Annotated in this window: 17 protein-coding genes and 1 rRNA gene; 12 read left to right on the forward strand and 6 right to left on the reverse strand. The window is 51.5% G+C overall.

The window, feature by feature from the left end:
* The 5 genes from A6013_RS23245 to A6013_RS23265 all read left to right on the forward strand — a co-directional run bounded on the left by A6013_RS23245 (position 1) and on the right by A6013_RS23265 (position 2,591).
* The gene (locus tag A6013_RS23245) at positions 1–990 is read left to right on the forward strand and encodes a DNA-directed RNA polymerase subunit alpha (RefSeq protein ID WP_002919219.1); all 990 of its coding nucleotides are present in this window, start codon (positions 1–3) and stop codon (positions 988–990) included.
* Positions 991–1,030: 40 nt separating this feature from the next.
* Positions 1,031–1,414, forward strand: coding sequence for a 50S ribosomal protein L17 (gene rplQ, locus A6013_RS23250; RefSeq protein ID WP_001216368.1), 384 nt, complete (start codon positions 1,031–1,033; stop codon positions 1,412–1,414).
* Between the two features lie 107 nt (positions 1,415–1,521).
* Positions 1,522–1,890: a DUF1992 domain-containing protein gene (locus A6013_RS23255; protein ID WP_045630324.1), complete on the forward strand. Its 369-nt coding sequence runs from the start codon at positions 1,522–1,524 to the stop codon at positions 1,888–1,890.
* A gap of 2 nt (positions 1,891–1,892) precedes the next feature.
* Complete coding sequence (gene zntR / locus A6013_RS23260; protein WP_069733832.1) at positions 1,893–2,318, forward strand: Zn(2+)-responsive transcriptional regulator; 426 nt, start codon at positions 1,893–1,895, stop codon at positions 2,316–2,318.
* 57 nt (positions 2,319–2,375) lie between these two features.
* Positions 2,376–2,591 (forward strand): alternative ribosome-rescue factor A, encoded by a 216-nt coding sequence (locus A6013_RS23265; protein WP_045630326.1) that lies wholly within the window; start codon positions 2,376–2,378, stop codon positions 2,589–2,591.
* Here the strand turns inward: A6013_RS23265 and mscL are convergent, their stop codons facing one another.
* The 5 genes from mscL to def all read right to left on the reverse strand — a co-directional run bounded on the left by mscL (position 2,592) and on the right by def (position 7,366).
* Positions 2,592–3,002 carry a large-conductance mechanosensitive channel protein MscL gene (gene mscL / locus A6013_RS23270; RefSeq protein WP_028014631.1) on the reverse strand — a complete coding sequence of 137 codons (411 nt, stop codon included), beginning with the start codon at positions 3,000–3,002 and terminating at the stop codon, positions 2,592–2,594. It abuts the gene before it with no gap.
* Between the two features lie 143 nt (positions 3,003–3,145).
* Positions 3,146–4,522 (reverse strand): Trk system potassium transporter TrkA, encoded by a 1,377-nt coding sequence (gene trkA, locus A6013_RS23275; RefSeq protein WP_014885463.1) that lies wholly within the window; start codon positions 4,520–4,522, stop codon positions 3,146–3,148.
* A gap of 22 nt (positions 4,523–4,544) precedes the next feature.
* Positions 4,545–5,831, reverse strand: coding sequence for a 16S rRNA (cytosine(967)-C(5))-methyltransferase RsmB (rsmB, locus tag A6013_RS23280; protein WP_069733833.1), 1,287 nt, complete (start codon positions 5,829–5,831; stop codon positions 4,545–4,547).
* A gap of 52 nt (positions 5,832–5,883) precedes the next feature.
* Positions 5,884–6,831: a methionyl-tRNA formyltransferase gene (gene fmt / locus A6013_RS23285; RefSeq protein ID WP_045630328.1), complete on the reverse strand. Its 948-nt coding sequence runs from the start codon at positions 6,829–6,831 to the stop codon at positions 5,884–5,886.
* 25 nt (positions 6,832–6,856) lie between these two features.
* Positions 6,857–7,366: a peptide deformylase gene (def, locus tag A6013_RS23290; protein ID WP_006812188.1), complete on the reverse strand. Its 510-nt coding sequence runs from the start codon at positions 7,364–7,366 to the stop codon at positions 6,857–6,859.
* Positions 7,367–7,494: 128 nt separating this feature from the next.
* On the opposite strand from def, the gene dprA reads away from it, so the two are divergent.
* Genes dprA through A6013_RS23320 form a run of 6 tightly spaced genes read left to right on the forward strand, consistent with a single transcriptional unit; the run spans position 7,495 to position 11,278 of the window.
* Positions 7,495–8,619, forward strand: a complete 1,125-nt coding sequence (dprA, locus tag A6013_RS23295; RefSeq protein WP_063438078.1) for a DNA-protecting protein DprA — start codon at positions 7,495–7,497, stop codon at positions 8,617–8,619.
* Complete coding sequence (gene smg / locus A6013_RS23300; protein ID WP_008503477.1) at positions 8,591–9,064, forward strand: DUF494 family protein Smg; 474 nt, start codon at positions 8,591–8,593, stop codon at positions 9,062–9,064. The genes dprA and smg overlap by 29 nt, the downstream gene beginning before the upstream one ends.
* Positions 9,065–9,090: 26 nt before the next feature.
* The gene (locus A6013_RS23305; RefSeq protein ID WP_045630330.1) at positions 9,091–9,645 is read left to right on the forward strand and encodes a type I DNA topoisomerase; all 555 of its coding nucleotides are present in this window, start codon (positions 9,091–9,093) and stop codon (positions 9,643–9,645) included.
* Positions 9,638–10,210 (forward strand): L-threonylcarbamoyladenylate synthase type 1 TsaC, encoded by a 573-nt coding sequence (gene tsaC / locus A6013_RS23310; RefSeq protein ID WP_045630331.1) that lies wholly within the window; start codon positions 9,638–9,640, stop codon positions 10,208–10,210. Before A6013_RS23305 ends, tsaC begins: the two co-directional genes overlap by 8 nt.
* Positions 10,211–10,214: 4 nt before the next feature.
* Positions 10,215–11,033 carry a shikimate dehydrogenase gene (gene aroE, locus A6013_RS23315; protein ID WP_069733834.1) on the forward strand — a complete coding sequence of 273 codons (819 nt, stop codon included), beginning with the start codon at positions 10,215–10,217 and terminating at the stop codon, positions 11,031–11,033.
* On the forward strand, positions 11,030–11,278 hold the full coding sequence (locus tag A6013_RS23320; RefSeq protein ID WP_028014624.1) for a DUF1488 domain-containing protein: 249 nt from the start codon (positions 11,030–11,032) through the stop codon (positions 11,276–11,278). Before aroE ends, A6013_RS23320 begins: the two co-directional genes overlap by 4 nt.
* Here the strand turns inward: A6013_RS23320 and A6013_RS23325 are convergent.
* A complete protein-coding gene (locus tag A6013_RS23325) occupies positions 11,254–11,808 on the reverse strand; it encodes a gamma carbonic anhydrase family protein (protein WP_028014623.1) in 555 nt (184 codons plus the stop codon). The genes A6013_RS23320 and A6013_RS23325 overlap by 25 nt on opposite strands.
* Positions 11,809–12,278: 470 nt before the next feature.
* Between A6013_RS23325 and A6013_RS23330 the strand changes: the two genes are divergently transcribed.
* Positions 12,279–12,355: ribosomal RNA gene (locus A6013_RS23330) — 16S ribosomal RNA — on the forward strand; the annotation flags it as partial.

Below are 12,355 nucleotides of genomic sequence, written 5' to 3' on the forward strand. Positions count from 1 at the left end.
ATGCAGGGTTCTGTGACAGAGTTTCTAAAACCGCGCCTGGTAGATATCGAGCAAGTGAGTTCGACGCACGCCAAGGTGACCCTTGAGCCTTTAGAGCGTGGCTTTGGCCATACTCTGGGTAACGCACTGCGCCGTATTCTGCTCTCATCGATGCCGGGTTGCGCGGTGACCGAGGTTGAGATTGATGGTGTACTTCATGAGTACAGCACCAAAGAAGGCGTTCAGGAAGATATCCTTGAAATCCTGCTCAACCTGAAAGGGCTGGCGGTGAGAGTTCAGGGTAAAGATGAAGTTATTCTTACTCTGAATAAATCTGGCATTGGCCCTGTGACTGCAGCCGACATCACCCACGACGGTGATGTTGAAATCGTCAAGCCGCAGCACGTGATCTGCCACCTGACCGATGAGAACGCAGCTATTAGCATGCGTATCAAAGTTCAGCGCGGTCGTGGTTATGTGCCGGCTTCTGCCCGAATTCATTCGGAAGAAGATGAGCGCCCAATCGGCCGTCTGCTGGTCGACGCATGCTACAGCCCTGTAGAGCGTATTGCCTACAATGTTGAAGCAGCGCGTGTAGAACAGCGTACCGACCTGGACAAGCTGGTCATCGAAATGGAAACCAACGGCACAATCGATCCTGAAGAGGCGATTCGTCGTGCGGCAACCATCCTGGCAGAACAACTGGAAGCTTTCGTTGACTTACGTGATGTACGTCAGCCAGAAGTTAAAGAAGAGAAACCAGAATTCGATCCGATCCTGCTGCGCCCTGTTGACGATCTCGAATTGACTGTCCGCTCTGCTAACTGCCTCAAGGCAGAAGCTATCCACTATATCGGTGATCTGGTACAGCGTACCGAGGTTGAGTTGCTGAAAACGCCGAACCTGGGTAAAAAATCTCTTACCGAGATTAAAGACGTGCTGGCTTCACGTGGTCTGTCTCTGGGCATGCGCCTGGAAAACTGGCCACCGGCAAGCATTGCTGACGAGTAACCGGATCACAGGTTAAGGTTTTACTGAGAAGGATAAGGTCATGCGCCATCGTAAGAGTGGTCGTCAACTGAACCGCAACAGCAGCCATCGCCAGGCTATGTTCCGCAACATGGCAGGTTCACTGGTTCGTCATGAAATCATCAAGACGACCCTGCCTAAAGCGAAAGAGCTGCGTCGCGTAGTTGAGCCGCTGATTACTCTTGCCAAGACTGACAGCGTTGCTAATCGTCGTCTGGCATTCGCCCGTACTCGTGATAACGAGATCGTGGCAAAACTGTTTAACGAACTGGGCCCGCGTTTCGCGAGCCGTGCCGGTGGTTACACTCGCATTCTGAAGTGTGGTTTCCGTGCAGGCGACAACGCGCCGATGGCTTACATCGAGCTGGTTGATCGTTCAGAGAAAGCAGAAGCTGCTGCAGAGTAATCTGCAGTAACGTAAAAAAACCCGCCTCGGCGGGTTTTTTTATATCCGCATTATCCCCACTTCTCTACAATACCTGTATCAATTTTGTTCATCCCCTGGAGCTGATGATGTGGTTGCTTGACCAGTGGGCAGAACGCCATATTCGCGATGCCCAAAATAAAGGCGATTTCGACAATCTTCCCGGGAGCGGCGAACCTCTTGAACTTGAAGATGATTCGCATATTGCGCCTGAACTCCGGGCTGGATACCGTTTGCTAAAAAATGCTGGCTGCCTCCCGCCCGAGCTTGAGCAGCGCAGAGAGGCTGTTGAACTTGTCGATTTGCTAAAAGGGATCCGTCAGGACGATCCTCGACATAAAGAACTTAGCCGTAGGCTCGCTCTGATCGAGCTCAAGCTGCGCCAGGCAGGAATGAGCACGGAATTCCTGCATGGGGAATACGGTGAAATATTGATGAAGAAGATAAACGAGGAGTAGCGATGTACCGTATCGGTGAACTTGCAAAGCTCGCGAACGTAACGCCGGACACTATCCGATATTATGAAAAGCAGCAGATGATCGATCATGAGGTACGCACGGAAGGCGGCTTTCGGCTTTATACCGATAACGATCTGCAACGTCTGAGATTCATACGCTACGCCCGACAGCTTGGCTTCACGCTTGATTCGATCCGCGAGTTATTATCGATCCGCATCGATCCTGAGCATCACACTTGTCAGGAATCCAAAAGCATCGTGCAAACCCGGCTTGATGAAGTTGAAGCCCGTATTCTGGAACTGCAAGCCATGCAGCGCTCTTTGCAAAGGTTGAATGATGCCTGCTGCGGAACGGCTCATAGCAGTATTTATTGTTCAATTCTGGAAGCCCTTGAACAGGGAGCCAGTGGAGAAACTCGGGGATGTTGATTTTTAATCTACTCGGGTCTAGACTTCCGTCGTCATAAACCATGCTCAGGAGAAATTATGAGCCGCTATCAGCACACGAAGGGACAAATTAAAGATAATGCCATCGAGGCTTTACTCCACGACCCGCTTTTTCGACAGCGCGTTGAAAAGAATAAAAAAGGGAAGGGGAGTTATCTGCGTAAAGACAAACATGCAAAACGGGGTAACTGGGAGGCCAGTGGCAAGCAAGCGAATCGCTTATTTACCACTGGCCTTCCTGTTTTTAACTGCTGATTAAACGCGGTTATTCTGCTCTTTTAACAGATCGCGAATTTCACTCAGTAACACTTCTTCTTTCGTTGGTGCAGGCGCTGCTGCTGGCTCTTCTTTTTTACGGTTGAGCCGGTTAATCAGCTTGATAGCCATAAAGATAGCAAACGCCACAATCACGAAATCAAATACGTTCTGGATAAACACGCCGTAGTGCATTACTACTGCCGGGATATCACCCTGGGCTTCACGCAGCGTGAACGCGAACTGTTTGAAATCAATGCCCCCGATTAGCAGCCCTAAAGGTGGCATGATTATGTCCGCAACTAATGATGAAACAATCTTGCCGAATGCCGCACCAATAATGACACCCACTGCCAAATCAACCACGTTCCCGCGCATCGCAAATTCGCGAAATTCTTTAATAAAACTCATTATGTTCTCCTTGTGCCAGCTGACGACTATAAGTTTAACAAATGATTAGCCAATTGCCATGCGGGATAATTAAACGTTATGAAAATAAAAGGCACAGGAATAAAGAGGGTAAAGTGCGGGGCTCTATTGAGAGCCCCGACGTATTAAAGGAAGAATGGACTAGGCTGGAATAAACGTTCGACGTCGGTAATAAATTTTTTATCGGTAAGGAACATAATTACGTGGTCGCCTTGCTCAATACGCAAATTATCATTGGCGATCATGACATCATTCCCGCGCACTACGGCGCCGATAATTGTTCCCGGCGGCAGCTTAATTTCGTCGATGGCGCGGCCCACAACGCGTGACGTGGTTTCATCTCCATGAGCTACCGCTTCAATGGCTTCTGCCACCCCGCGACGCAGAGATGAAACGCCGACAATGTCCGCTTTACGTACATGGCTCAGCAGAGCGGAAATGGTCGCCTGCTGCGGTGAAATGGCAATATCAATAACGCTGCCCTGAACCAGGTCGACATACGCCTTGCGCTGGATAAGCACCATGACCTTCTTTGCTCCCATACGTTTGGCGAGCATGGCGGACATAATATTCGCCTCGTCATCGTTGGTGACGGCAATAAAGAGATCAACTTGATCAATATGCTCTTCAGCCAATAATTCCTGATCAGACGCGTCGCCATAAAATACGATCGTATTTTGCAGTTTTTCCGCCAGCTCAGAAGCACGCTGTTGATCGCGCTCGATCAATTTCACGCTGTAGTCTTTTTCCAGCCTTCGCGCCAGGCCCGCGCCGATATTGCCACCGCCGACCAGCATAATGCGTTTATAAGGCTTTTCGAGACGCTGCAACTCACTCATCACCGCACGAATATGCTGAGAGGCCGCAATGAAGAAGACCTCATCCCCCGCTTCGACAATCGTGGAGCCTTGAGGGCGAATAGGTCTGTCGTGGCGGAAAATGGCGGCGACGCGCGTATCGATATGCGGCATGTGCTCACGCATTGTGGAAAGCGCATTGCCGATCAACGGGCCGCCGTAATAGGCCTTAACGACGGCAAGACTGACCTTACCTTCGGCAAAGTTCACCACCTGCAGTGCGCCTGGATATTCGATCAGACGATAGATATTGTCGATAACCAGCTGTTCTGGCGCGATGAGATGGTCAATAGGAACCGCTTCTGAATTAAAGAGCTTCTCAGCATCGCGGACATAGTCCGGAGAACGGATGCGCGCGATTCGGTTAGGGGTGTTGAAAAGCGAGTAGGCTACCTGACAGGCCACCATATTGGTTTCGTCAGAACTGGTCACCGCAACGAGCATGTCTGCATCGTCGGCGCCGGCCTCGCGTAGCACGCGCGGGTGTGAGCCATGGCCCTGCACAACGCGAAGGTCAAATTTGTCCTGTAAAACGCGCAGACGATCCCCGTTGGTATCAACGATTGTGATGTCGTTGTTTTCGCCAACCAGGTTTTCCGCCAGCGTTCCGCCCACTTGTCCTGCGCCCAGAATGATAATTTTCATATCTCGTGACCTGTTCTCAACATCACTCTTTGATTAGCTTAGCGTAAAAGAAGCCATCGCCTTCTTCCGCGCCCGGCAGGTTTTGCTGACCCGGGCATTCAGGCGTTCCCGTATCGCGCAGCGTTGCGTCCGGGGTACGTTTAAGGAAGGCCGCGATTTGCTGGCTGTTTTCTTCTGGCAGTACGGAGCAGGTTGCATAAACCAGCGTGCCGCCGGGTTTAAGATGTGGCCAGATTGCGTCAAGTATGTCCGATTGCAGTTGGGCAAGTTCCTTGATATCGCGATCGCGGCGCAGCCACTTGATATCCGGATGGCGACGAATCACGCCTGTTGCAGAGCAGGGCGCATCCAGCAAAATGCGGTCAAATTGGGTTTCACCACACCATTCTGCGGGCTTGCGTCCGTCGCCCTGCTTAACCTGAGCCTTCATGCCCAGACGCTTGAGGTTGTCGTAGACGCGTGACAGGCGCTGCTCATCGACATCCACGGCTATTACGCTGGCCTGCGGAGCCACTTCAAGAATGTGCGTTGTTTTTCCGCCAGGCGCGGCGCAAAGATCGAGGATCTGTTCCCCGTTTGCTGGTTCAAGCCAGGTCATGCAACCCTGAGCCGAGGCATCCTGTACGGTCACCCAGCCTTCATCAAAACCAGGTAAAGCATGTACCGGTGCAGGGGAGGCTAAACGCACGGCATCCGGATAGGCTGCATGCGTGAATCCACTCATTCCGGTTTCTTCCAGTAATGCCAGCCATGCGTCACGGGTGTGGTGATTACGGTTGACGCGTAACCACATCGGTGGGCGTTGATTATTCGCTTCGGCAATGTTTTGCCATTGCTGCGGATACGCTTTTTTAAGGCGATTCAGCAGCCAGTCCGGGTGCAGAAAACGTGTTTCGCTTTGTGCAAATTCAGCCAGTAGCTCATCCTGCTGACGCTGGAACTGACGCAGTACGCCGTTGATCAGCCCTTTCAACTGAGGGCGTTTAATCGCAACGGCACCTTCCACCGTTTCAGCCAGCGCGGCGTGAGGGGGAATGCGGGTATGAAGAAGCTGATAAAACCCCACCATAATCAAATAATGTACGGTGCGCTGTTTGCCTGTCATTGGGCGCGACATCAGCTTATTAATGAGCCACTCAAGCTGAGAAAGGGTGCGCAGGACACCAAAGCAGAGTTCCTGGAGCAGAGCTTTGTCTTTATCAGATACCTTTTGTTGCAGGGGAGGCAGGATGTTACTCAATGACTGGCCCTGCTCGATAACCTGCTCAACGGCTTTGGCCGCCATACTGCGTAGATTTTGTTTTTTCATAACTATAAAAATAAAAATGCCCGGAAACACCGGGCTTTAAGCATATATTGGATTAGGCAAGACGATTACCCGGTATAAACCATTCACGACGGGAATTTAATAGATCCTGAGCGCTCATGGCTTTCTTACCGGCCGGTTGCAGCGATTCAAGATTCAGGATCCCTTCTGCTGTCGCAACCTGGATACCGTTCTTGCTGGCGTCGATAATCGTGCCGGGTTCAGCAGCCGTATTGCCATTAATGACTGACGCTTTCCAGACTTTCACTGGCTGCTCATCAATCTCCATCCAGCTCATCGGCCACGGATTAAAAGCGCGGATGCAGCGTTCAAGTTGAGCGGCAGACAAGGACCAGTCGAGCCGGGCTTCTTCTTTACTCAGTTTTTCAGCATACGTCACCAGCGTCTCATCTTGAACTTCCGGCTTCGCCGTATTATCAGCAAGTTGCTGCAGCGTCTCGATAAGCCCTTGCGGACCAAGGCCTGCAAGTTTGTCATACAGCGTAGCGCTGGTATCGTCTGCAGTAATAGGGCACGCCAGTTTATGCAGCATGTCGCCAGTGTCTAAACCTACGTCCATCTTCATGATTGTGACGCCGGTTTCAGCATCCCCCGCCCACAGGGAGCGCTGGATAGGTGCCGCACCACGCCAGCGCGGGAGCAAGGAGCCGTGCACGTTGATACAACCCAGACGAGGCATATCAAGCACCGCTTTTGGCAAAATTAAACCGTAAGCCACCACGACCATTACGTCGGCGTTCAGGTCAGCAACCAGCTGCTGATTTTCCTGAGGGCGTAAGGATGCGGGCTGGAAAACAGGAAGCCCATGCTCTTCTGCCAGCACCTTTACCGGGCTCGGCATCAGTTTTTTACCGCGACCAGCCGGACGGTCCGGCTGGGTAAAGACGCCGACAACCTGGTGACCAGAAGATAACAGCGCGTCAAGATGACGCGCTGCAAAATCAGGGGTTCCCGCGAAGATAATACGTAGTGTTTTAGACACGATGATCCTTGTATCCGGGGGGACGTTATGCGCGAGAGCGCAAACGATCCAGTTTCTCTACTTTTTGACGAATACGCTGCTGTTTCAACGGCGAGAGGTAATCGATAAACAGCTTACCGACCAGGTGATCCATCTCATGCTGAATGCAAATTGCCAGCAGGTCATCTGCTTCCAGTTCGAACGGATTACCGTCACGATCCAAAGCGCGAATTTTCACTTTTTCGGCACGTGGCACCAAAGCGCGCTGTTCCGGAATAGAAAGACAACCTTCCTCAATGCCCGTTTCACCGCTCTTCTCAAGCAATTCAGGGTTGATCAGCACCAGACGCTCATCGCGATTTTCAGAAACGTCGATCACGATAATACGTTTGTGAATGTCTACCTGCGTCGCCGCCAGGCCAATGCCTTCTTCGGCGTACATGGTATCGAACATATCATCAACGATACGCTGGATTTCTGCATTCACTTCTTTAACCGGTTCAGCGACGATGCGAAGGCGCTCGTCCGGAATATGTAACACTTGCAAAACTGCCATAAATTTCCAGAGTCGTGTTCAGGAGTTGATAAGAATATTACTTCTATTCTAGACAAATCCCGGGTCGATTGACAGCATCAGTGACCAATCGCAATGATTGCGCAGGCCGCTTATGGCAGGGGGAAAGGATGACGTCTATCGAGATATGGCTACGGCTAATACACACAGGTTCATTATGTGGCGATGGAATGCTGGAAGCGGCTGCACGGCTGCACAAGCAAAAAAATATCGATGCTTCCGCTGTCAGAGACGCCGGGCTGTCAGCAAAACAGGCTGAACGGTTCTTTGCCCCAGATGAGGGTGAGCTGGAGCGAAGTCTGGTGTGGCTTGAGCAGCCGGGAAATCATTTATTGACGGCAACCCATCCGCTTTATCCTCCTTTACTTCGAGCAATTCCTGATTATCCCGGTGCATTATTCGTAAAAGGTAACCCTGAAACGCTTAATGCTGCCCAGCTGGCGGTCGTGGGTAGCCGTGCGCCGTCATGGTATGGAGAACGATGGGGGAAAATTCTGTGCGAACAACTTTCGCAAAGTGGTTTCACAATCACCAGCGGACTGGCCTGCGGTATAGACGGTGTTGCTCACAACGCCGCGCTGTCTGTGAACGGGCGTAGCGTGGCCGTACTGGGGAACGGCCTGTTTAGCATTTATCCCCGTCGGCATCAGGCGCTGGCTATGCGGCTTATCGAAGCTGACGGGGCGATAGTGTCTGAGTTCCCTCTTTCGGCGCAGCCCCGGCCGGCAAACTTTCCGCGTCGTAATCGAATCATCAGCGGGCTTAGCCAGGGTGTATTGGTCGTTGAAGCTGCAGTGCGAAGCGGCTCGCTGGTCACTGCACGATGCGCGCTCGATCAGGGGAGGGAGGTTTTCGCCTTACCCGGCCCGATTGGTAACCCGGGGTGTGAAGGACCACACTGGCTGATAAAGCAGGGTGCGACGCCGGTAACAGAAGCGCGGGACATTCTTGAAAATTTGCAATATGGCTTGCAATGTCTGCAGGAAGATCCCGAAAAGCGACATTATTCATCAGATCAGGGAAAGGTGGCATTGCCATTTCCCAAGCTCCTGGCTAACGTAGGAGATGAGGTAACACCTGTTGACGTTGTCGCTGAACGTGCCGGCCAACCTGTGCCAGTAACGGTAGCACAGCTACTCGAACTGGAGTTAGCAGGGTGGATCGCAGCTGTACCCGGCGGCTATGTCCGATTAAGGAGGGCATGCCATGTTCGACGTACTGATGTATTTGTTTGAGACTTACATCCATAACGAAGCAGAAATGCGAGTGGATCAGGACAAATTGACACAGGATCTTACCGATGCGGGGTTTGAGCGGGAAGATATCTATAATGCGTTGATGTGGCTGGAAAAACTGGCTGATTATCAGGAAGGCCTCGCCGAACCGATGCAGCTTGCTTCTGACCCGTTGTCAGTACGCATTTATACCGCAGAAGAGTGTGAAAGGCTGGACGCCAGCTGCCGGGGATTCATCTTATTCCTTGAGCAGATTCAGGTGCTGAACCTCGAAACGAGAGAAATGGTGATAGAGCGTGTCATGGCGCTGGATACGGCAGAATTTGAACTGGAAGATCTGAAATGGGTGATTCTGATGGTTCTGTTTAATATCCCGGGCTGTGAAAATGCCTATCAGCAAATGGAAGAATTACTCTTTGAAGTGAATGAAGGTATGCTGCATTAATTCTATGTGTAGCACCAAGAGTTGTTATGGCCAAATCAGCACTATTCACGGTGCATAAAAACGAGCCCTGCCCGCAGTGCGGGGCTGAACTTGTTATTCGGTCCGGGAAACACGGCCCGTTTCTCGGTTGTTCACACTATCCGGAATGTGATTATGTCCGTCCTCTGAAAAGCCAGGCGGATGGACATATCGTCAAAATTCTGGAAGGACAGCTATGTCCTCTTTGTGGTGGTGAACTAGCGCTACGTCAGGGCCGTTTCGGTATGTTTATTGGCTGTAGCCGTTATCCGGAATGTGAGCATACGGAACAAATTGATAAGCCTGATGAAACGGCTATTGCGTGTCCTCAGTGTCAGCGCGGTCAGTTGGTACAGCGCCGTTCCCGCTATGGTAAGACCTTCCATTCCTGCGATCGCTACCCTGAATGCCAGTTCGTTATCAATTTCAAACCGGTAGCGGGCGTCTGCACTCATTGCAACTATCCGCTACTTATCGAGAAGAAAACGGCGCAAGGTATGAAACGCTTCTGCGCCAGCAAACAATGTGGAAAGCCGGTAACGGCGGATCAAAATAGTGAATAATAACCTGCCATCAGGCTCCATTGCGCATGCTGTGGACGTGCTGAAAAATGAAAAAGTCATCGCCTATCCAACTGAAGCTGTTTTTGGGGTCGGTTGCGATCCTGACAGCGAGACGGCTGTGAGCCGCCTGCTTGCCTTAAAACAAAGACCCGTAGAGAAAGGGTTGATTTTGATAGCTGCGAATTACGAGCAGCTTAAGCCCTACATTGATGACTCTATGCTGACACCGGCGCAGCGCGAGACTATTTTCTCCGCATGGCCCGGACCGGTGACCTTTGTTTTCCCGGCGCAGCCGACAACACCGCGCTGGCTGACCGGACGCTTTGACTCCCTCGCCGTTCGCGTCACCGATCATCCTCTGGTGGTTGAGCTTTGCCTGGCATTTGGTAAACCGCTGGTCTCAACCAGCGCCAACCTGACCGGATTGCCACCTTGTCGTACAACCGAAGAAGTGCTGGCACAGTTCGGAAATGACTTCCCGGTTGCTGTTGGAGAGACGGGAGGGCGCCTGAATCCGTCTGAAATTCGCGACGCTTTGACCGGCGAACGTTTTCGCCAGGGGTAATCTCATGGAAATCTATGCTGTTTTTGGTAATCCGATCGCACACAGCAAGTCACCGCTGATCCATCAGCAATTTGCGGAGCAGCTGCAGATAAATCATCCCTATGGCCGCGTACTGGCACCGGTAGATGCATTTATTCCAACGCTCGAGGCTTTTTTCGCCGCAGGTGGCAAAGGTGCGAATGTGACGGTTCCTTTTAAAGAGGAAGCTTTCGAACGTGCTGATGAACTGACCGAGCGCGCTTCTCTTGCTGGTGCAGTAAATACCCTAAAACAGCTTGAGGACGGACGTCTTCTGGGCGACAACACCGACGGAATAGGTTTGCTGAGCGATCTGGAACGACTGTCGTTTATTAAACCTGGGTTCCGGGTCCTGCTGATTGGTGCGGGTGGCGCATCGCGGGGAGTACTGTTACCTCTGCTTTCTCTGGACTGTGCGGTGACCATTACCAACCGAACTTTTTCCCGGGCAGAAGCGCTGGCGGCGTTGTTTGCGCATACCGGCAGCGTAAGTGCGGTAGCGCTTGACGATCTTGCCGAACGTGAGTTCGATCTTGTCATTAATGCCACATCCAGCGGCATCAGTGGCGAGATCCCGGCGATCCCCGCTTCGCTGGTCAGCGCGCACATGTACTTCTATGACATGTTCTATCAGAAAGGGAATACGCCCTTCCTGAACTGGTGCGAACAACACGGTGCGAAACAGTTAGCCGATGGGCTGGGAATGCTGGTGGGGCAGGCTGCGCATGCGGTACTGCTCTGGCACGGGGTGTTGCCTGCAGTCGAGCCGGTCATTGAAAAGCTAAAGCAGGAGCTTTCGGCGTGAATCAGGCTATTCATTTCCCGGACAGAGAGAGCTGGGATGAGCATAAGCAGGCGGTCTGTTTTCCGGTGCTGGTGCAGGGGATGCAGCTTACCTGTGCCATCCATGGAGAAGCGCTGTTACATCGTTTTGGCGGCACAGACCCGATAGCCGTTTTTTGCGAAAATCGCTGGGATCTGGAAGAGGAAGCCAGCGATTTAATCCGCGAGCAGCAGGAAGACGATCAGGGTTGGGTTTGGTTATCCTGATCCAAATAGTCATTCTTCCATTTTACGTAGTTGTTCGCCGAGTATTTTAATCCTTCGATCTCTGCCTCCTTCAGGGGGCGGATCTGTTTTACCGGGCTTCCCAGATAGAGATAACCACTTTCCAGACGTTTGTTCTGCGGAACCAGGCTACCGGCCCCAATCATTACGTCTTCTTCTACTATCACGCCATCCAGCAAAATCGATCCCATGCCAACAAGCACCCGATTACCGATAGTGCAGCCGTGAAGCATCACTTTATGTCCGACGGTAACATCTTCTCCAATGATGAGGGGATTGCCCTCCGGGTTATAAGAGGATTTGTGCGTAACATGCAGAACGCTACCGTCCTGAATATTGGTACGGGCACCGATCGACACATAATTTACATCTCCCCTGATGGCGACGAGCGGCCAGATACTGACGTCATCGGCCATTCGGACATCACCAATGACCACGCTGGTGGCATCGATCATCACGCGATCGCCTTTTTGGGGGAACAGATCTTTATAAGGGCGTAACACTGCAGACATAACTACCTCTAAGGATGAGCGCTATACGGAAGACTTGATCATATTATTGGATCGAGGCAAGGCAAAATGCGTCAATATTTAAGCAGATCGGGCGGGATTTCAGCGAAAAGCGCGGAAAATCAGCAGTCGAAAAAAAAGATCTAAAAAACACTTGTGCTAAAAATTGGGATCCCTATAATGCGCCTCCATCGACACGGCGGATGTGAATCACTTCACAGTTAACCCGGTCGGTTGAAGAGAAAAAATCCTGAAATAACGGGTTGACTCTGAAAGAGGAAAGCGTAATATACGCCACCTCGCAACGGTGAGCGAAAGCCGCGTTGCACTGCTCTTTAACAATTTATCAGACAATCTGTGTGGGCACTCAAAGTGACATGGATTCTTAACGTCGCAAGACAAAAAATGAATACCAAGTCTCTGAGTGAACATACGTAATTCATTACGAAGTTTAATTCACGAGCATCAAACTTAAATTGAAGAGTTTGATCATGGCTCAGATTGAACGCTGGCGGCAGGCCTAACACATGCAAGTCGAACGGTAGCACAG

Origin of the sequence: Enterobacter sp. IF2SW-B1, from assembly GCF_001743375.1 — a bacterium.
GTDB classification, from domain to species: Bacteria; Pseudomonadota; Gammaproteobacteria; order Enterobacterales; family Enterobacteriaceae; genus Enterobacter; species Enterobacter bugandensis.